Source organism: Paraburkholderia tuberum STM678 (assembly GCF_902833905.1).
In the GTDB taxonomy this organism is placed as follows: Bacteria; Pseudomonadota; Gammaproteobacteria; order Burkholderiales; family Burkholderiaceae; genus Paraburkholderia; species Paraburkholderia tuberum.
This window is the reverse complement of record NZ_CADFGP010000013.1, coordinates 154,722-173,872: the sequence shown is the minus strand read 5'-3', so window position 1 is coordinate 173,872 and position 19,151 is coordinate 154,722. Positions and strand designations below refer to the sequence as shown.

The following is a 19,151-nucleotide window of genomic DNA, read 5'->3' as shown; positions in this document are numbered from 1 at the left end:
CTGCCGCAAGGCTTCAGCCATGCTCGAACTGGGGCTCCGCGATCACCGTTCGCGTCGCATCGAGACGACGGCACGCGGCCAGCATCTGCTGCAACGACGTCACGGCGCACTCCGCTTCCAGCGATTCCTGCTGTTCCGCACTCCACTGCTGCGTATCCTCGGGTGTCCAAAGGCCGGCCACGATCGACACATTCGGCAAGCGCGTGCGGATGCGCCGGATCAGATTGCGCAGATGCGACGGAATGCCGTCGATCTGCAGATACAGAAGGCAGACGATGCCCACGTCGTCCGCCACGAGGCTGTCGATCGACGCGCGCGACACCGCCTCGTGCGGCAGCGAGCGCGCCGCGAAGCCGTGCTTGCCGAGCAACTGCAGCAGAATGATCGTCGCGAGCGCATCGAGCGGGCCACGGCCCGGCAGGCACAACACGCGGCTCGTCGGCGCCTGCGAGGCGAACACGGGCGCGGCGTCGACCGATCGTGGCATCGCCCGCGCGGCCTGCGTTTCGTCGGAAGGTGCCAGCGGCCCCACTGGGCCCCGGTTCGCCTGCGTCGCGAGCGGCGCCGGCTCGCGATCCTCGTAGCCGTCGAGGCCGTCGACCAGGTCGTTGGTCGTCGACTCGATGCGCGCGAGTTGCGCGCTGGTCACGCTGCCGCGCGTCACGTCGTTGGCCGCGAGCCGCAAGCCCTGGATCGCGACTTTGTCGTAATAGGCAGACAGCGAGCAGTCGCGCAATAGCACTTCGGCCTGCTCGATCGCGTCATCCGGATCGCCGGCGAGCGCGCGTTGATAGAAGTTTTCGACCGGCGTCAGCGCGGGCTGATCGCCGAGCAGCACGTCGAGAAACTCGAGACGCCGCACGTGCCGGCCGAGCACCAGCAGACACAGCGTCAACGGTGTCGACAGGATCAGCCCGATCGGCCCCCAGATCCAGCTCCAGAAGATCGCCGCGACCACCACCGAAAACGGCGACAGGCCGGTGCTGCGCCCATACAGCAGCGGCTCGACCACCTGCCCCACCGCCAGCTCCGCGACCACGAACAGCACCAGCGACCAGATCGCCATCGCCCAGCCGGGACTGACCGCAGCGGCGAGCGCGGTGGGCAGTATCGCCGCGATCCAGATGCCGACGTAGGGCACGAGCCGCAGCAGCGCCGCGAGAATGCCCCACAGGATCGGGCTCGGCACGCCGATCAGAAACAGCCCCGTCCCGATCACGACGCCGACGCCGGTGTTGACGCCGAGTTGCGACACGAAGTAGCGGCTCAGGCGCCGCGCGGTCTCGTCCATCACCGTGGTCGTGCGGTGCAGGTCGCGCGAGCCGAACAGCCGGATCGCGCGATCGCGCAGGTCGTCGCGTTGCAGCAGGATCACGATCGTGACGACGAAAACGATGAACGCGGTTGCCAACGGACTGATGGCCGGCGACAGCACGCGTCGCGCGAGCTCGAACGGCGTCGGCACCGGCTCGCGCACTTCCACCGGCACCGCCGTCGACGCCTGCGGACTCGCCGCGGCCGCCGCGCCGTTCGGCGCTCGCGGCTGCGGCGGCTCGATCGTCGCGCGCTGCAATGCCTGCCCCGCCTCGCTCGCGAAACGGTTCAGCTTGCCGATCGTCAGACTGCGCACGGTGTCGATCTTGTGCTGGATGGTCGCCTGATAGCGCGGCATGCCGGCCGCGAGATCGGTCAGCTGCGTGGCGATTACCGCGCACAGCAGCGCGATGACCGACACCGAGATCAGGACCGCCGCGCACACCGACGCGACATGGCCGAGTTTGAGCCGGGACAGCGCATCGGCGAGCGGTGCGACGAGAAAGCTCAACAGGATCGCGAGCGTGATCGGAATCATCACCGCGCTCGCGACGTACAGGCATGCGACCGCGATCACGCCGACGCCGAACGTGACGAGCCCCTCGATACCGAAGGCGGTGGAGGCCGCCTGAATGCGCGCGGCGGCGCTCGTGCCGCGCGGCTCGGGTGTGTCGTTCATGTTGCGGAGCGAAAAGCGGGCATGGAAAAACGGTCCCTGAGCCGGACGCGGTTCGCCGGCTCGGAGTCTTATTACTCAATCCCGTTGAGGAATGTCTATTTCAGCGAATCGCCCGACACCGGCCCGCTCTCGACCGGTGGTGCCTCCTTCTCGATCTCACTGCGGGCCTGCTCCCAGTATTGCTCGGGCGTGCCCTTCGGCTCGGCCGCCTGCTCCCACAGATAGTAGGCGCGCGTGCGGATCTGCTCGTCGACGCTTGGTTCCTGTTCCATTTGTTCACTCCAGCTTGGCCGTTTGCGTGCGCACGCCTGCCGTGGCGAAGGTCGCAGACGCGTGCGTATCGCCAACGACAGAAGGAGCAAACCTTGTACCTGTGCTGCGGCCCGCTTTTGCAACGGGGCTGGCGTCGCTCGCCAGCCGGGACTAGCCTGGCGCGGAGTCGCCTTCGTCGGAAGTCAACTGCTCTTCGAGGCGGTCGAACACGCGCTGCGTCGCGCGGCTCGGCGCTTCGAGCGCGAACAGCAGCAGCGAGCGGCCGGTCACCTGGTAGGCATCGCCCGCGCTGAATTGCGGCAGCTCGGCGCGCACCGGCATGTTGGTGTCGACGAGGCAGGTCCAAAAATCGCCCTCGGGAATGTCGGGCAGCGTGAAGTTGACGACGTCGTGATACGCGTTCAGCACCAGCAGCAAGGTCGCGTCTGACGCGAGACGGCGAATGCCGCTCGCCTGCGCACGTCCGTCGATCACGAGGCCGAAGCAGCGCATCGCCGGATCGGCCCACTGCTCGCCCGTGATGTCGGTGCCGTCCGGCGATAGCCAGCGCGTGTCGGTCACGTCGAGCGTCTCGTTGTATTCGCCAGTCAGAAAACGGCCGCGCCTCAGCACCGGCAAACGGTGGCGCAACGTGGTCAGATTGCGCACGAACTCGGTCAGCGCGCGGCCGTCGTCGTCGATCGCATCCCAATCGACCCAGCTGATCTCGTTGTCCTGGCAATACGCGTTGTTGTTGCCCTGCTGCGTGCGGCCGAATTCGTCGCCGGCGAGGATCATCGGCGTGCCCTGCGACAGCAGCAACGTCGCGAGCAGATTGCGCTTCTGGCGCTCGCGTTGCTGGCGGATGTCGGCGTCGTCGGTCGGTCCTTCGGCGCCCATGTTCCACGACTTGTTGTCCGAATGGCCGTCGCGGTTGTCCTCGCCGTTTGCCTCGTTGTGCTTGTCGTTGTACGAGACCAGATCGCTCAGCGTGAAGCCGTCGTGCGCGGCGATGAAGTTCACGCTCGCCCACGGCCGCCGGCCGCGATGATTGAACTTGTCGCCCGACGCGGTGACGCGCGTCGCGAGATCGGCGGCGCTGCCCTCGTCGCCCTTCCAGTACGCCCGCGCGGTGTCGCGGAAGCGATCGTTCCATTCGGCCCAGCCCGGCGGAAAACCGCCCACCTGATAGCCGCCGGGGCCGCAATCCCACGGCTCGGCGATCAGCCGGATGCTGGAGAGGACCGGGTCCTGGCGGCAGCTGTCGAGAAAGCCGCCGCCCTCGTCGAAGCCGTGATCTTCGCGGCCGAGGATCGTCGCGAGATCGAAGCGGAAGCCGTCCACTTTCATTTCGGTGACCCAGTAGCGCAGGCTGTCGGTCACCATCTGCAGCACGCGCGGATGCGACAGGTTCAGCGTATTGCCGGTGCCGGTGTCGTTGATGTAGTAGCGCGGCTCGTCGGGCATCAGCCGGTAGTACGACGCGTTGTCGATGCCCTTGAACGAGACCGTCGGGCCGCGTTCGTTGCCTTCGGCCGTGTGGTTGTACACGACGTCGAGTATCACTTCGAGATCGGCCTGGTGAAAGCGGTCGACCATCTCCTTGAATTCGCCGACCGACTCGGTCGATGACGCGAAAAAGCGCGGATCGGCCGCGAAGAAGCCGATCGTGTTGTAACCCCAGTAGTTCGTGAGACCCTTGTCGAGCAGATGGCTGTCGTTGACGAAAGTCTGGATCGGCATCAGCTCGACCGAGGTCACGCCAAGGCTGCGGATATAGTCGAGCACCGGCTGCTGCGCCAGACCCGCGAACGTGCCGCGCAAATGCTCGGGCACCCGCGGATGACGTTTCGTGTAGCCGCGCACGTGCGTCTCGTAGAGAATCACGCGCTCCCACGGCAGCGCGTTGCGCTCCGGATGGCTCCACGAAAAATTCGCGTCGACCACCTTGCACTTCGGCACGAAAGGCGCGCTATCGCGTTCATCGAATGACAGGTCGAGTTCTTCCGAGCCGAGCGTATAGCCGAAGATTTCCGGCGCCCATTTCAGCTCGCCGATGTGCGCCTTCGCATATGGATCGAGCAGCAGCTTGTTCGGATTGAAGCGATGCCCGTTTTCGGGCTCGTAGGGACCATGCACGCGATATCCATAGACGGCACCCGGTTTCAGATTCGGTACGAACACATGCCATACCTCGTCGGTGTATTCGGGCAGCTCGATCCGTTCGAATTCGTATTGGCCAGTTTCATCGAACAGACACAGTTCGACTTTGGTTGCGTGCGCGGAGAACAACGCGAAGTTGACGCCACTGCCGTTCCATGTCGCGCCGAGCGGAAAAGGCGTGCCTTCGGCAATGCGTGTCGAGTAGCTGGCTGGGGAAGACATAGGTGTTCTCAGTGGCTGCAAGGAGGTTGGTATCTCAGGGTCATGCATGTGTTTTTTTCAACTGCCTTTCCACGTGTTCTTTGCTGCTCATTGTTCCAGTGTAGGCATTCGAGGCCCGCGCGCCGGACATTGCACCGCGCGCAAGCAGCGGGCCGGTGCGTGCAGCAACTTATGGGCCTGATGCGCCTCGCTTTCCCTCAGCTCAAAGTCGCGGCATGAGATTTGCAGCATACCGGCAAGGCGCACGCATTGCGCGCCGTCGAAACGCCACCACACCAAACCGGGAGAACACAGATGATGCGCAACCCGCAGATCACACCGCTGGCCGCTTCCGCATCGCTTCTCGCCGCCATTACGCTGATTTCCGCGTTAGGCACGTGCGGCAGCGCGTTCGCGCAAGGCGCGCCGCAGGCGATCACCGAAAAACGCACGGACGTCGTGCAGCTTGCGAGCGGCTATCGCGCGTCGAAGCTGTCGGGCGCGGACGTGTACAACCGCAACAAGGACAACATCGGCACGCTCGATGATCTGATCGTGTCGCCGGGCACCGAGCGCACCACGTATGCGATCCTGTCGGTCGGCGGCTTTCTCGGCATGGGCAAGCATCTGGTCGCCGTGCCGTTCAACGATCTGCAGATCGACAACCGGCGCGTCGTGCTGCCCGAGGCGACGAAGAAATCGCTCGAGGCGTTGCCGGAGTTCAAGTACGCGAATTGAGCGCGGCGTTGCCGCGTCGAATCGATCGACGCGGCAACGGGCCGTCCATGCACATGCGCTCAGGGGCGTAGTCAGCCGAGCAGCTTGTCGGGCGTAATGGGCAAATCGCGGATGCGTTTGCCGGTCGCATGCCAGATCGCGTTGCACACTGCCGCGGCCACGCCCACCACGCCGATTTCGCCGACACCTTTGACGCCGAGCGGATTGACGATGTCATCGCGCTCGTCGACGAACAGCACGTCGATCTCGTGAATGTCGGCATTCACCGGCATGTGATATTCGGCGAGGTTGTGATTCATCTGGCGCCCGAGCGCGTGATCGAACTGGCCGTGCTCGTGCAGCGCCATGCTGATGCCCCACACGACGCCGCCTGCGACCTGATTGCCCGCCGTCTTCGGATTGACGATGCGTCCCGCCGCGACCGCGCTGACCACGCGCGTGACCCGCACAGTGCCGAGCGCTTCGTCGACGCGCACTTCGGCGAACACCGCCGAATGCGTGCCCATCGAATACGCCTGCTGCTTTTCGTGCGGCTTCACGCTGGCCTGCTCTTCGAGTTCGTCCAGCCCGGCGCGCTGCAACAGCGTCGCAATCGCGATCGAGTCGTCCGCGTGTGGGCCGCACACGAGCCGGTTGCGCTCGCGCCGCACGTGTTCGCGAGTCGCCGACGCGAACCGTGCCCCACCATGTTCGCGCGCCAGTTCAACCAGACGGTTGTGCAGGCGCGTACACGCGGCATCGACTGCGCTGCCCACCGACGACACCGTCCACGATCCGCCCTCGATCGGCGCCTTCGGCAGCCGGGTGTCGCCGAGTTCGAAGCTGACGTCGCCGAGCGGCACGCCGAGCGCATCGGCGGCGATCTGCGTCATCGCGGTGTAGGTTCCGGTGCCGATATCGGCGGTCGAACTCGACACGCTGACGCGGCCATCGGGCGTCAACACCGCGCGTGCGGCCGCTTCGTTCTGCATCGCGTCCCACACACCGGTCGCCATGCCCCAGCCGATCAACTCGTTGCCGTCGCGGCGTGCGCGCGCCTCGAGCGGCCGCCCCGCCCAGCCGAAGCGGGCCGCGCCATCGCGATAGCAGTCGCGCAGCGCCTTGCTCGAAAACGGCAGATTCTTGTTCGCGTCGCGCTCCGCATAGTTGACGAGCCTCAATTCGAGCGGGTCCATCCGCAATGCCTCGGCCAGTTCGTCCATCGCGACTTCGAGCGCAAAGAGCCCTTGTGTCGCGCCGGGCGCGCGCATGTCGGCCGGTGTCGGCACGTCGAGCTTCGCGACCCTGTAGCCCATCGACACGTTGTCGCATCGATACAGCTGCCCCGCCCAGTTGACCACCACGTCGCAGTAGTCCTCGTAGCGCGAGGTTTCCGACACCGCCTCGTGGATCACCGCCTGCAGGCGGCCATCCGCCGACGCGCCGAGCGCGACGCGCTGCACCGTTTGCGGACGATGCGCGAAGGTGAACATCTGCTGCCGCGTCAGCGTGACGCGCACGGGTTTCTTCAGTTCGCGCGCGGCCATCACCGCGAGCGCCAGATGATATTGCGGCCGCAAGCCGGAGCCGAACGCGCCGCCGACGAACGGCGACACCACCTGCACTTCGTCGTCCTTCAAACCGAACACACGTGTCAGATAGCCCTTCGTATTGACGACGCCCTGAGTCTTTTCATAGACGGTCAAGCGTCCTTGCGCATCGGGCACCACGGTGCATCCGTGCATTTCCATCGGATTGTGATACTCCGGTGGTGTCGTGTAGAACGCGTCCACGCGCGCCTTTGCTGCGGCCAGGGCCTTGCGTGGGTCGCCACGCTCGGGCGGAGGCGGATCGAAGCCGCCCTTCTCGGCCGACGGCGGCACGGCGCTCGTCAACGCTGCTTCGATATCGGTCTGGTGCGAGCCGGCCTCGTAACGCACCTGCACCAGCGACGCCGCGTAGCGCGCCAGTTCCAGCGATTGCGCGACCACCAGCGCGACCGGCTGCCCGCTGTACCACACGCGCTCGTCCCACAGCGGCCTCAATGGCGTGCCGCCGGGCGCGACCATGTCCTTGAACGCGTCGACGTCCGACGGCAGCGCCGGGCGCTTGCGATGCGTGAGCACGAGCAGCACGCCGGACAGCGCCTCGGCGGCCGAGGTATCGATCGACACGATCTTGCCTGTCGCGATCGTGCCCGACACGACGACGCCATACACGAGCCCTTCGACGCAGAACTCGGCGGCATATTGCGCGGCGCCGGTCACTTTGACGGGCCCGTCCACACGCGAATGCGGCGCGCCGGTGGCAGGCTTCGGGCTGCCTGTCGACGGCAAGGTTTCGGCACGGTTCATCGCGCGGCCTCCTCGAACGAACGTTGTGTGGCCTCGCCGAAGGCGCGCACGATCACGCGCGCCGCGAGTTCGATCTTGAACGCGTTGTCGCGCTGAGGGCGCGCACCGCGCAGCAGCGTCGCCGCAAAGTCGCGCAACGTTCGCGCGTTCAGCATCGCGCCGCGCAGTGCGGCTTCGGCGGCGGGATCGCGCCACGGCTTGTGCGCGACCCCGCCGAGCGCGCAACGCGCGTCGACGATCCGCGACTCGTCATCGAGCTCGACACCGACCGCGGCCGACACCAGCGCGAACGCATACGATGCGCGGTCGCGCACCTTCACGTACGCGTGATGCGCGGCAAAACCTTGCGGCGGCAGTTCGATCGCGGTCACGAGTTCGTCGTCGCGCAGGTTGGTGTCGATCTGCGGCGTATCGCCGGGCAGCCGGTGAAAATCCGCGAACGGCAGCGTGCGTGCGCCGTCGTTGCCGATCAGATGCACAGTGGCGCCGAGCGCCGCCAACGCGACGCACATATCGGACGGATGCACGGCGATGCAGTGCTCGCTCGCACCGAGGATCGCGTGAATGCGGTTCACGCCGTGCAGCGCCGGACAGCCGCTGCCGGGTTCGCGCTTGTTGCACGGCGTGCCCACGTCGTAGAAGTAGTAGCAGCGCGTGCGTTGCAGCAGATTGCCGCCGACCGTCGCGACGTTGCGAATCTGCGGCGACGCGCCCGCCAGGATCGCTTTCGCGAGCAGCGGGTAGCGTGTCGCGACAGTATCGTCATACGCGAGCGCGCTATTGGTTACGAGCGCGCCGATCTTCAGGCCGCCTTGCGCCGACGCTTCGATCTGCCTGAGCGGCAAACGGTTGATGTCGACGAGCAAAGCCGGGCGCGCCACGTCTTCGCGCAGCAGGTCGACGAGATTCGTGCCGCCCGCGATGAACGCGGCGCCCCTGTCCGAACGATGCCGTTCGAGCGCATCCTGCACCGCATCGGCGCGCGTGTACGAGAAGCGGTTCATGGCCGCGCCCCAGATTTATTCGCGACCGCACTGTCTTGCCTTGCGTCATCGTCACCGAAATGCGCAGCGTCGAGAATCGCCGCGACGATGTTCGGATACGCGCCGCAGCGGCACAGATTGCCGCTCATCTGCTCGCGCACATCGTCCGCGCAGCGCGCATGTCCTTCTTCGAGCATCGCGTGCGCGGAGCAGATTTGTCCGGGCGTACAGTAGCCGCACTGGAACGCGTCGTGATCGATGAACGCCTGCTGCAGCGGATGCAACGTGTCGCCGTTCGCGAGACCTTCGATCGTCGTGATCGATGCGCCGTCGTACACGACCGCGAGCGCGAGGCAGGTATTGATCCGCTGGCCATTGACGATCGCCGTACAAGCGCCGCATTGACCGTGATCGCAGCCCTTCTTGGTGCCGCTCAGGTGCGCATGCTCGCGCAGCAGATCGAGCAGCGAGGTCCACGCTTCGACGTCGAAGCGCCGCGTCTCGCCGTTGATCTCGAACGTCAATGCATGCGACGCGGGCGCGTCGGCCCGGGCGGTTTCAGCATCGGGGGTAGCCATCGGATTTCCTCCTCACAAGGCATCGCGCAAGCAATGCGACACGCGACGGAACTCAACGCAACTCAAACCAATGCAAAGCGGCGACAGCGCGCGAGCGCGATGCCGCCGCGGCGTCCGGCGCGTCGCGAGGCAGGCCGACGCGCTCGACGGATCGCTTATTGCCCCGCCCCACTACCCGCGCGCGGCGGCGTCGCGCCTTTGAAGCGCCTGTTGGTGGTTTTCCCATTGCCGCCGCCGGCCACCCCATTGGTGGCGCCCCCCGATTCGCCGACATTGCCGTTCGCGTTGTTCGCGCTGGTCGTGTCCGGCGTGCGCGATTCTTCCAGGCTTGCGCCGGGTTGCGCGGCAGACTTGCCGTTTTGCATGGACGGATTGGTACCGGTCTGCGCGAAGCCCGCCTGCGCAAAGCCTAGCGCGAAGCAGCCTGAAACGAGCGCGGCAGCCAGTTTGACGGATACATCGATCTTCATGGCACTCTCCCTTAGGACGTTATGAAAACCCGCTGCGCGAACCTCGTACGTGAGCGCAGGCGGCCATGCCGCCATCAGTTCGACAACCTAAATAATCGGCGCGCCGCCCGTTACCGCAATTGTCGCGCCCGAGATGTAGCTCGCTTCATCCGACGCGAGCATCACGTACGCGGCGGCCAGTTCGGCCGGTTGGCCGGGGCGCTTCATCGGCACCTGCTTGCCGAACTGCTCGACCTTGTCGGCCGGCATCGTCGATGGAATCAACGGCGTCCAGATCGGTCCCGGCGCCACGCAGTTCGCGCGAATGCCCTTTTCCGCGAGCAATTGCGCGAGGCCACCGGTGAAGTTCTGGATCGCGCCCTTGGTGGTCGCGTACGCGATCAGGCCAGGATTCGGATGATCGGCATTGATCGACGAAGTATTGATGATCGCGCCGCCCGGCTTCATATGGCGCACCGCCGCGCGCGTGATTCTGAACATCGCGCCGATGTTGGTATCGAAGGTCCTGTCCCATTCTTCGTCGCTGATCGCATCGAGCGACGGATAGCTCATCTGATACGCGGCGTTGTTGACCACCACGTCGAGCCGGCCGAATGCCTCGATCGCCTTGTCGACGATCGCATCGCAATGCGTGCGATCGCGGATATCGCCGCCGACCAGCACCGCCTTGCGACCCGCGTCCTCGACCCAGCGCGCGGTCTCGCGCGCATCGTCGTCTTCGTCGAGATAGGCGATCAGCACATCCGCACCTTCGCGCGCGAACGCGATCGCGACCGCGCGGCCGATGCCGCTGTCGCCGCCGGTCACGATCGCCGCCTTGCCTGCGAGACGCCCCGATCCTTCATAGGTTTTCTCGCCGTGATCCGGTTGCGGGTTCATGTCGGCCGTGCGACCGGGCCTCTGGTCCTGCTGCTGTTCAGGAAACGGCGGTGCCGGACGTTGCGTGTCGCTCATGTCGGATCTCCCTCGGTGCGAATGACCATGGGCGGCGCGCACGAACGCGCCGCGTCATCGGTCTTTCAGCAACGAGTGGGCCTGCATGCAATAGCGAGAGGAAACTCCTGTGCGCCGGCTAGCGCAGGGGCACGCATGGCTTAAGAAACTGCGTTGGACAGAACGGTGGCGGACAGATGGCAGATTGATGACAAACGGATTCGCAGAGCGACGAGTGCGATTTTCTGCCGACGACCGTGCAGAAATAACAGAACTGTCAGTGAGTTTTCGCTAACAACGTGATTCAGATGATGGCTCCGCCGCATGCAACGCCGCCGCCGATTCGAGCACGCGCAGCAGACGCTCGGGTGTCAACGGTTTGGCGCAATGCGCGTCGAAGCCGGCGGCCTTCGCGAGCGCGCGATCGTCGCGCGACGCAAACGCGGTACACGCGACCAGCAGCATGTGTGAAGTCTGCGGATGCGCGCGCAGCCGCCGCGCGAGTTCGAGCCCGTCGAGTCCAGGCATCTTGATGTCGAGCACCACCGCGAACGGCTGCCATTCGCGCGCGGTCTCGCACACGGCAAACGGATCGTCGAGCGCGCGGCATTCGAAGCCGTCGGCCATCAGTAGCATTTGCAGCGCATCGGCCGCTTCCCGGTAATCGTCGACTACCAGCACGCGACGATGCGCGGCCATCGCATAGCGGATCGGTCGCCATACGAGCACGTCGTCGCTGCTGTCCACGTTGTCGTTGAACACTGTCATTTTTCTCGCCCTTTTACATTGGCCCTGAAGGGCATCCGCGCCACACGTGCAAGATTCGATCCCATTGCTTTTGCCGGACTACGAGCAGCTTTTTGTTATTCCCGCTTCGCATCGGACGATGCCGCGGCCAGCACGCCTCGTCGCGCTTTCCAGCATTTCAATCAGCTGGAATGCGGGATTCAGCGTGCCCATTCATCACGGCGTTTGAATGACGGCGCCTGCGATGTGCGCGCTGCGCAGCATCGATTGGCGCTCTGTCTTTGTGCTATCCGCCTCGTTCCGGGGCGTCGCGGGTTATCGGTAATTTCAACGGATTGGGGGGCCACGCAATGCATGCCGCTTGCGCACTGATGGCGCGAATCGATGACGCGGTCTTATCAAAAGAATAAGCGACGATGCCGATAAAAAAATGCTCGACATGTTAGGGGTTTGTGCTCTGCGGGTTATCCCGCACGATTATCGATAAACCCTTTCAGCATCGCGAGCGTATCTGCGTCGTCGATGTGTTTGTCCGTGCGCCAGCGCAGCATGCGCGGAAAACGCACGGCCACGCCGGACTTGTGACGCGAACTCGCTTGTATCCCTTCGAAGCCGATCTCGAACACGAGCGTCGGCGTCACGCTGCGCACGGGGCCGAATTTATCGACGGTGGTCTTGCGCACGATCGCATCGACCCGACGCATCTCTTCATCCGTGAGCCCTGAATAGGCCTTCGCGAACGGCACCAACATGCGCACGCCGTCGGCCTCGTCCCACACCGCGAACGTGTAGTCCGTGTAAAGACTCGCGCGACGGCCATGACCGCGCTGCGCGTAAACAAGTACAGCGTCCACCGCATAAGGCTCGATCTTCCATTTCCACCACGTGCCCGACGCCTTGGTACGACCGACGCCGTACATCGACTCGCGCTCCTTGAGCATCAAGCCTTCGACGCCGCGCGCGCGGCTCTCGTCGCGCAACGCCGCGAGCGCGGTCCAGTCCGCTGCAAGGACGAGCGGCGATACGCGCAGCAGACCACGCGCGAGCGTGCCATCGACGGAGCTGGCCAGCGCATCGAGGCGTGCACGCCGTTCAGCGAGCGGGTTCATGCGCTGGTCCCGTCCGTTTGCTTCGAGCAGGTCGTATGCGAGCAGCGCGGCGGGCGAATCCGCGAGTATCTTGCGCGTCAGCGTCTTGCGCGCGATGCGCGGTTGCAGCCGCGCGAACGGCAATGGCGCTGCCGCGCCGGGCTCCCACGCGAGAATCTCGCCATCGATCACGTAGCCATCGGGTAATGACTCGCCCAATGCCGCGACTTCGGGAAAACGATCGGTAATCAGATCCTCGCCGCGCGACCACAACCACACGCGGCCGCCGCGTTTGACGAGTTGCGCGCGTATGCCGTCCCACTTCCACTCGATCAGCCAGTGCGCGGGATCGCCGAGCGTCGCCGGATCGGTCTGCAAGGGATGCGCGAGAAAGAACGGATACGGCAGGCCGAGGTCGCTATCGTGTTCAGGCGCGTGCGCTTGCGGATCGTCGTCGGTCTGCGGCGCGATCAGACGCAGATAGCGCGCCGCATCGGGCTTCTGTTGCGAATCGGTCCAGCCGACCATTCGTTGCGCAATCCGCTTGTGATCGACGCCGGCCATTTCGGCGAGCGCACGCACCACCAGTTGCCGCGCGACGCCGACACGAAAGCCGCCGCCGATCAGCTTGGTCAGCAGGAAACGACCGCCCCAGTCGAGTTCGTCCCAGTAGCCGAGCAGACGCCTGCGCAACTCGTCGGGCGGCAGGCCGCGCAGCGGCAGCATGCGTTGCTCGATCCATTGCGTGAGACCCAGCTCGGAGTTGCGCGACGCGGGCGGCAGGATATGCGCGATGGTCTCGGCCAGATCGCCCACCGCGTGATACGACTCCTCGAACAGCCACTCGGGCAAGCCGGCGCGCTCGCGCGCGATTTCGGTCAGCAAACGCGTCGGCACGAGTTGACGCGGCTTGCCGCCCGCGAGGAAATACGACGCCCATGCCGCGTCTTCGGGGTCGGCCACCGAGAAATAACTCGTCAGCGCCGCGAGCTTGTCGTGCGTCGACGTGGTCGCATCGAGCGCGGTGTAGAGAGCCGCGAAGCGTTTCATACGGTGCCCGTCATGATTCGCTCGTCGCCGGCGCTTCGTCGGCGCCGGCCGCGTCGGCTTCGACGGTATCGTCGCCGTATTGCGTTTCGAACGCGCTGGCGTGCAGGCCCTGCTCGTTGAGCCAGCGCACCATCGGTTCGATCGAGCCATGCGTGACGATCACGCGGGAGGCGCCGCTCTCGCGTATCGCCGTTTGCAAACCCGGCCAGTCCGCGTGATCCGACAGCACGAAGCCACGATCGACGCCGCGCCGGCGACGCGCGCCGCGCAGGCGCATCCAGCCCGACGCGAACGCATCGCTGTAGTCGCCGAAGCGCTTGAGCCACGCGCTGTTCTGCGCGGACGGCGGCGCGACGATCAGCGCCTGTTTGAATACGCCCTTGTCTTTCGCTGCAATCTCGCCGACCAGACCGAGCGCCGGCAGACGCACGCCCGCGTCGCGATACGCGCGATTGAGCGGCTCGAGCGCGCCGTGGCAGAAGATCGGCCCGATCGCCGCATCGACACTCGCGAGCACGCGTTGCGCCTTGCCGAATGAATAGCAGAACAGCACCGACGCGCGCCCTTCGGAGGCGTTGTGACGCCACCATGAATCGATCGAATCGAACACGCTTTGCGGCGTATCCCAGCGATAGATCGGCAGACCGAACGTCGATTCGGTGATGAACGTATCGCAGCGCACCGGTTCGAACGCGGCGCAGGTCGGATCGGCTTCGAGCTTGTAGTCGCCCGACGCCACCCACACGCGGCCCGCGTATTCGATCCGCACCTGCGCCGAGCCGAGCACGTGCCCGGCCGGATGCAGCGACACGCGCGCCGCGCCAATCGTCAGCGGCTCGCCGTAGTCGAGCGTGTGCAGCGCGATGCCGGGCAGCCGCGATAGCAGCACGCTCGCGCCCGCGCGCGCGGCCAGGTAGCGCTGATGACCGAAACGCGCGTGGTCGGAATGCGCATGGGTGATCACCGCGCGTTCGACCGGCCGCCACGGATCGATGTAAAAATCGCCGGGCGGGCAATACAGTCCCTCCGGCCGCGCGATCACCAGATCGTTGGCTTGCGGCGCGGTGTCGGTCTGACGCGGCGGCTGATCCATCGGCTGTCCTCGGCAAGGGAACGCGATCTTGCGAACGCGGCCAAGCAAACTATATGCCGCGCCATTGATGGCTCCGTTTCTGCTTACGGTATATAAAGCACACAGGCGTGTCGAGAGCGGCTGCCATCCGGCAGTGCCCGGCGCGCACCGCGAGGCCTCATGCCGATCCTGCTCGACCAGCAAGCGCTGTATATCGCCAGACATCCCTGGCGCTTCCTGCTGCAAACGCTGAAAGCGTTTCGCGCGAACCAGGGGCTGCTGCTCGCGGGCGCGGTCGCGTACTACGCGTTGCTGTCCATCGTGCCGCTGTTGATCCTGATCGTCATCGTGTTGTCGCGCGTGGTGCCGCAGCAACTGGTGCTCGACGCGCTTGCGCATCTGCTGCGCTGGCTCGTGCCCGGGCAGTCGGCCGCGCTCGTGCGTGAGCTGTCGAACTTCCTGCTGCATCGCGCGGTAATCGGCTGGGTGCTGCTGCTGACGATGATCTTCTTCAGCTCGCTCGCGTTCACCGTGCTCGAAAACGCGATGTCGCTGATCTTCGTGCATCGGGTCGTCGTGAAGCGGCGCCACTTCCTGATCTCGGCGCTGCTGCCGTACTGCTACATCCTGTTTCTTGGCGTGGGACTGCTGATCGTCACGTTCGTGTCGAGCGCGCTCGACACGATCGGCGCCGAAGGACTCAGACTGTTCGGCCTGCACGTATCGTTGCAGGGCTTCTCGCGAGTGATGCTGTATCTGTTCGGGCTCGCCGGCGAAATCTTCGTGCTGACCTCGGTGTATCTGGTGATGCCGGTGGGACGGCCGTCGCTCAAACACGCGCTGATCGGCGGCGTGGTGGCCGGCGCGTTGTGGGAGATCACGCGGCACGTGCTGGTCTGGTATTTCGCCACGCTGTCGCAGGTCAGCGTCGTCTATGGCTCGTTGACGATGGCGATCGTGATCCTGCTCAGCTTCGAATGGCTCGCGACACTGCTGCTGTTCGGCGCGCAGGTGATATCGCAATACGAGCGCTTCGGCCACGAACCGCTCGACGCGCCGCAGCCGAGGATCAAGACCGGGTAGCAAGCCATTCGCAAGGAACAACCCTTGCTCGCCGATACCGACGACGGCCGCCCATTTCGGAGGGCGGCATCGACTGGCTATCGAGGAGCGAGGATCATGGCTGAAACCGTCGGCGATTTCATCATCGGGCGGCTGCATGCATGGGGCGTGCGGCGTATCTACGGCTATCCGGGCGATGGCATCAACGGCGTGTTCGGCGCGTTGAACCGCGCGCAGAGCGAAGCGAAGAAACGCCACAAAAGCACGGATCAGCCGGGCCCGATCGAATTCATTCAGGTCCGTCACGAAGAAATGGCCGCGTTCATGGCCTCCGCGCATGCGAAATTCACCGGCGAGTTGGGCGTGTGCATCGCCACCTCGGGGCCGGGCGCATCGCATCTGCTGACGGGGCTGTACGACGCGCGCATGGATCACATGCCGGTGCTGGCGATTACCGGTCAGCAGGCGCGCGCGGCGATCGGCGGACACTATCAGCAGGAGCTCGATCTGCCCGCGATGTTCAAGGACGTGGCCGGCTCGTTCGTCGGCTTTGCGACGATGCCCGCGCAGGTCCGCCACCTGGTCGATCGCGCGGTGCGCATCGCGCTCGCCGAGCGCGCGGTCACGGCGCTGATACTGCCGAACGATCTGCAGGACATCCCCTACGAGCCGCCGGGGCGCAAGCACGGCACGCTGCATTCGGGCATCGGTTACGCGCGCCCGCGCGTCGTGCCGAGCGATGAGCAGTTGCGCCAGGCCGCCGACGTGCTGAACGCGGGCCGCAAGGTCGCGATCCTGGTCGGCGCGGGCGCGCTGCACGCGACCGACGAAGTGATCGCGATCGCCGAGAAACTCGGCGCCGGCGTCGCCAAGGCGCTGCTCGGCAAGGCCGCGCTGCCCGACGATCTGCCGTGGGTGACCGGTTCGATCGGCCTGCTCGGCACGAAGCCGAGCTACGACATGATGACCCATTGCGATACCTTGCTGATGATCGGCTCGGGCTTCCCCTACTCGGAATTTCTGCCGAAGGAAGGCGACGCGCGCGGCGTGCAGATCGACATCAAGGCCGACATGCTGAGCCTGCGTTATCCGATGGAAGTGAACCTCGTCGGCGATAGCGCCGAGACGCTGCGCGCGCTGCTGCCGCTGCTCGAGGAAAAGAAGGATCGGCTGTGGCGCGAGCGCATCGAAGGCTGGGTGTCCGACTGGTGGAAGACGCTGGAGAAACGCGCGCACGAACCCGCGAAAGATGGCCTGAATCCGCAGCTCTCGGTATGGGAGCTGTCGAAGCGCATTCCCTCGAACGCGATCGTCACCAGCGATTCGGGCTCGGTCGCGAACTGGTACGCACGCGATCTGCAAGTGCAGCGCGGCATGATGTGCTCGCTGTCGGGCGGGCTCGCGTCGATGGGCGCGGCCGTGCCCTATGCAATCGCCGCGAAGTTCGCGTACCCCGAGCGGCCCGTGATTGCGCTCGTCGGTGACGGCGCGATGCAGATGAACAACATGGCCGAGCTGATCACGGTCGCGAAGTACTGGCAAGGCTGGAGCGATCCGCGCTGGATCTGCATGGTGCTCAACAATGGCGACCTGAATCAGGTCACATGGGAGCAGCGCGTGATGGAAGGCGATCCGAAGTTCGAGGCCTCGCAGAGCATTCCGTCCGTGCCGTATCACCGCTTCGCGGAGCTGATCGGTCTGAAGGGCATCTATGTCGACAATCCCGATCAGATGGCCACCGCCTGGGACGACGCGCTCGCGTCGAATCGTCCGGTCGTGATCGAGGTGAAGGCCGATCCGAACGTGCCGCCGCTGCCGCCGCACGTCACGCTCGCGCAGGCCAAAGCGTTCGCCGAGACGTTGATGAAGGGCGACCCCGATCAGGGCAACGTGGTGGTCGAAACGGCGAAGCAGGTGCTCGGTGCCGTGCTGCCGGGGCATCACGACAAGTGAATGACGCGGTAGCGGCTCGACGACGCGTGTGCGCGCCAACGTTCGACGCAGAACGTGGCTGGTAAAATGGCGCGCGCACCGTGCACGCGCTCATTGGGTCTGCTTCGCCGCAGGCCATCACGTCGGCCGTTATCTCATGCTCACACACGTCCTCGCCGTTTTCGCGGCGGCCCACACTGCGTCATTCGCGCAAGTCGCATCATTCGCGTCACTCGCGTCATTCTCGTCATTCGCGTCATCAGGCATGGACGCTCTTGCCGATGCTTGACGAAACCCGCATCGCGCGCGCACTGACCGCGCGCGGCATCTCTGCCGATGCACGGCAGCGCGAGGCCATCGGCGCGCTCGTCGGGTTGGTCGGCGCGCAGCAGCGCGCGCGGCAGGCATGGTCCACCGCCGCGTTCGGGCCGCAAGGCGTCTACTGTCACGGACTGCCGGGCCGCGGTAAGAGCCTCGTCGTCGATACGCTGTTCGAGCTTGCGCCATGCCGCAAACGGCGCCTGCATTTCCACGAGTTCCTGCGCGAGATGAACCGCCGGCTCGTGCACGCGCCGCGCGGCGACGACCGGCTCGGCGACGTGTCGCGGCAATGGCTCGACGGTATCGAGCTGCTGTGCTTCGACGAATTCCATGTGCACGATATCGCCGACGCGTTCCTGATGGGCCGCTTTCTCGACACCGCGATCAAGCTGGGCACGCGTATCGTGCTGACGTCGAACTACGCACCGGACGATCTGTTGCCCGACCCCGAGTTTCACGAGCGCTTTCTGCCGACCATCGCGCAGATCAAACGCGGCTTCACGGTGATCCATTTCGACGGCGTGCGCGATTACCGCTTCGGCGGCGAAGCGGCCGAGGTGCCGCGCTTTTTCGCGCCGCTCGACGCATCGAGCGAGGCCGCGTTGCGCGATATCTTCACGAGCCATGAACGCGACGCTGCGATCGAGCCGGTCAGGCTGAGCGCGGCGGGCCGGCCGCTCGAAGCGCGGGCAGCCGGCCGCGCGCTGCTGTGGGCGGACTTCGAGCAGTTGTGCGTCGCAAGCCGCTCGCACTTCGACTACCTCGATCTCGCCGAGCAATGGCAAGGCTTGATCGTCGATCGTCTGCATACGGAAGCGCTGAGGCAGCCGCATACGCTGCAGCGACTCGTCTGGCTGATCGACATCTTCTACGACCGCAAGCGTGCGCTCTTCATCGCCTCCGATCGGCCGATGGAGACCGCGTTGATCGGTCTCGAAGGCGCGCATGATCTGTCGCGTACGCTGAGCCGGCTTGCCGAGATGCAGTCGCGCGCATATCGCAGCGCGCTTGAACGAGGCGGCGAGGAGAACGCGCAAGACGGCATCAACGCCAAGGCTTGATGGCCGGGCATCGCACTCGCGCGCATTTCTGCAATTCTTGCAAAGCGACGGTAAAGCGTGCCAACGCCGTTTCGCGTCGACGCACGCGCCACGGCGCCCGGCGATGCATCGCCGGCCACCCGAAACAAGCCTACACTCAACCATGCCATGCCCCGCGGTACCGGCAAACTCGCC

15 protein-coding genes are annotated in these 19,151 nt (G+C 65.4%); 4 read left to right on the top strand and 11 right to left on the bottom strand.

Going from position 1 to position 19,151, the window contains the following annotated elements:
• Nucleotides 1-13 precede the first annotated feature (13 nt).
• The 3 genes from HWY30_RS14250 to glgX form a co-directional block, all read right to left on the bottom strand.
• Nucleotides 14-1,993 carry an AI-2E family transporter gene (locus HWY30_RS14250; RefSeq protein ID WP_090809939.1) on the bottom strand — a complete coding sequence of 660 codons (1,980 nt, stop codon included), beginning with the start codon at nt 1,991-1,993 and terminating at the stop codon, nt 14-16.
• A 95-nt stretch (nt 1,994-2,088) separates the two neighbouring features.
• Nucleotides 2,089-2,265, bottom strand: a complete 177-nt coding sequence (locus tag HWY30_RS14245) for a DUF2934 domain-containing protein (protein WP_090809937.1) — start codon at nt 2,263-2,265, stop codon at nt 2,089-2,091.
• Nucleotides 2,266-2,416: 151 nt separating this feature from the next.
• The gene (gene glgX, locus HWY30_RS14240) at nt 2,417-4,630 is read right to left on the bottom strand and encodes a glycogen debranching protein GlgX (protein ID WP_090809935.1); all 2,214 of its coding nucleotides are present in this window, start codon (nt 4,628-4,630) and stop codon (nt 2,417-2,419) included.
• Nucleotides 4,631-4,924: 294 nt separating this feature from the next.
• Here glgX and HWY30_RS14235 point away from each other — a divergent pair, with 294 nt between their 5' ends.
• Nucleotides 4,925-5,347: a PRC-barrel domain-containing protein gene (locus tag HWY30_RS14235; RefSeq protein ID WP_090809933.1), complete on the top strand. Its 423-nt coding sequence runs from the start codon at nt 4,925-4,927 to the stop codon at nt 5,345-5,347.
• Nucleotides 5,348-5,418: 71 nt separating this feature from the next.
• On the opposite strand, the gene HWY30_RS14230 is transcribed toward HWY30_RS14235, so the two are convergent.
• From HWY30_RS14230 to HWY30_RS14195, 8 genes are all read right to left on the bottom strand, one after another.
• Nucleotides 5,419-7,680 carry a xanthine dehydrogenase family protein molybdopterin-binding subunit gene (locus HWY30_RS14230; protein ID WP_090809931.1) on the bottom strand — a complete coding sequence of 754 codons (2,262 nt, stop codon included), beginning with the start codon at nt 7,678-7,680 and terminating at the stop codon, nt 5,419-5,421.
• Entirely contained in the window at nt 7,677-8,684 is a 1,008-nt protein-coding gene (locus HWY30_RS14225; RefSeq protein ID WP_090809929.1) for an FAD binding domain-containing protein, read from the bottom strand. Before HWY30_RS14225 ends, HWY30_RS14230 begins: the two co-directional genes overlap by 4 nt.
• The gene (locus tag HWY30_RS14220; protein WP_090809927.1) at nt 8,681-9,241 is read right to left on the bottom strand and encodes a (2Fe-2S)-binding protein; all 561 of its coding nucleotides are present in this window, start codon (nt 9,239-9,241) and stop codon (nt 8,681-8,683) included. Before HWY30_RS14220 ends, HWY30_RS14225 begins: the two co-directional genes overlap by 4 nt.
• 155 nt (nt 9,242-9,396) lie before the next feature.
• Nucleotides 9,397-9,711 (bottom strand): hypothetical protein, encoded by a 315-nt coding sequence (locus tag HWY30_RS14215; RefSeq protein WP_090809925.1) that lies wholly within the window; start codon nt 9,709-9,711, stop codon nt 9,397-9,399.
• Between the two features lie 87 nt (nt 9,712-9,798).
• Entirely contained in the window at nt 9,799-10,665 is an 867-nt protein-coding gene (locus tag HWY30_RS14210; RefSeq protein WP_090809923.1) for a glucose 1-dehydrogenase, read from the bottom strand.
• Between the two features lie 270 nt (nt 10,666-10,935).
• A complete protein-coding gene (locus HWY30_RS14205) occupies nt 10,936-11,412 on the bottom strand; it encodes a response regulator (RefSeq protein WP_018425151.1) in 477 nt (158 codons plus the stop codon).
• 443 nt (nt 11,413-11,855) lie between these two features.
• Nucleotides 11,856-13,529: an ATP-dependent DNA ligase gene (locus tag HWY30_RS14200; protein ID WP_090809921.1), complete on the bottom strand. Its 1,674-nt coding sequence runs from the start codon at nt 13,527-13,529 to the stop codon at nt 11,856-11,858.
• A gap of 10 nt (nt 13,530-13,539) precedes the next feature.
• Nucleotides 13,540-14,622, bottom strand: a complete 1,083-nt coding sequence (locus HWY30_RS14195; protein WP_090809919.1) for a ligase-associated DNA damage response exonuclease — start codon at nt 14,620-14,622, stop codon at nt 13,540-13,542.
• A 159-nt stretch (nt 14,623-14,781) separates the two neighbouring features.
• Here HWY30_RS14195 and HWY30_RS14190 point away from each other — a divergent pair, with 159 nt between their 5' ends.
• The 3 genes from HWY30_RS14190 to zapE all read left to right on the top strand — a co-directional run bounded on the left by HWY30_RS14190 (nt 14,782) and on the right by zapE (nt 18,977).
• Nucleotides 14,782-15,684: a YihY/virulence factor BrkB family protein gene (locus tag HWY30_RS14190; protein WP_090809917.1), complete on the top strand. Its 903-nt coding sequence runs from the start codon at nt 14,782-14,784 to the stop codon at nt 15,682-15,684.
• A 96-nt stretch (nt 15,685-15,780) separates the two neighbouring features.
• Nucleotides 15,781-17,616 carry a thiamine pyrophosphate-requiring protein gene (locus HWY30_RS14185; RefSeq protein WP_090809915.1) on the top strand — a complete coding sequence of 612 codons (1,836 nt, stop codon included), beginning with the start codon at nt 15,781-15,783 and terminating at the stop codon, nt 17,614-17,616.
• A gap of 260 nt (nt 17,617-17,876) precedes the next feature.
• A complete protein-coding gene (gene zapE, locus HWY30_RS14180) occupies nt 17,877-18,977 on the top strand; it encodes a cell division protein ZapE (protein WP_090809913.1) in 1,101 nt (366 codons plus the stop codon).
• The last annotated feature ends 174 nt before the right edge of the window (nt 18,978-19,151 follow it).

Coding starts and splice junctions, on each gene's coding strand:
- HWY30_RS14250 (WP_090809939.1), bottom strand. CDS start 1,993: ATGAACGACACACCCGAGCCGCGCGGCACGAGCGCCGCCGCGCGCATT.
- HWY30_RS14245 (WP_090809937.1), bottom strand. CDS start 2,265: ATGGAACAGGAACCAAGCGTCGACGAGCAGATCCGCACGCGCGCCTAC.
- glgX (WP_090809935.1), bottom strand. CDS start 4,630: ATGTCTTCCCCAGCCAGCTACTCGACACGCATTGCCGAAGGCACGCCT.
- HWY30_RS14235 (WP_090809933.1), top strand. CDS start 4,925: ATGATGCGCAACCCGCAGATCACACCGCTGGCCGCTTCCGCATCGCTT.
- HWY30_RS14230 (WP_090809931.1), bottom strand. CDS start 7,680: ATGAACCGTGCCGAAACCTTGCCGTCGACAGGCAGCCCGAAGCCTGCC.
- HWY30_RS14225 (WP_090809929.1), bottom strand. CDS start 8,684: ATGAACCGCTTCTCGTACACGCGCGCCGATGCGGTGCAGGATGCGCTC.
- HWY30_RS14220 (WP_090809927.1), bottom strand. CDS start 9,241: ATGGCTACCCCCGATGCTGAAACCGCCCGGGCCGACGCGCCCGCGTCG.
- HWY30_RS14215 (WP_090809925.1), bottom strand. CDS start 9,711: ATGAAGATCGATGTATCCGTCAAACTGGCTGCCGCGCTCGTTTCAGGC.
- HWY30_RS14210 (WP_090809923.1), bottom strand. CDS start 10,665: ATGAGCGACACGCAACGTCCGGCACCGCCGTTTCCTGAACAGCAGCAG.
- HWY30_RS14205 (WP_018425151.1), bottom strand. CDS start 11,412: ATGACAGTGTTCAACGACAACGTGGACAGCAGCGACGACGTGCTCGTA.
- HWY30_RS14200 (WP_090809921.1), bottom strand. CDS start 13,529: ATGAAACGCTTCGCGGCTCTCTACACCGCGCTCGATGCGACCACGTCG.
- HWY30_RS14195 (WP_090809919.1), bottom strand. CDS start 14,622: ATGGATCAGCCGCCGCGTCAGACCGACACCGCGCCGCAAGCCAACGAT.
- HWY30_RS14190 (WP_090809917.1), top strand. CDS start 14,782: ATGCCGATCCTGCTCGACCAGCAAGCGCTGTATATCGCCAGACATCCC.
- HWY30_RS14185 (WP_090809915.1), top strand. CDS start 15,781: ATGGCTGAAACCGTCGGCGATTTCATCATCGGGCGGCTGCATGCATGG.
- zapE (WP_090809913.1), top strand. CDS start 17,877: ATGCTTGACGAAACCCGCATCGCGCGCGCACTGACCGCGCGCGGCATC.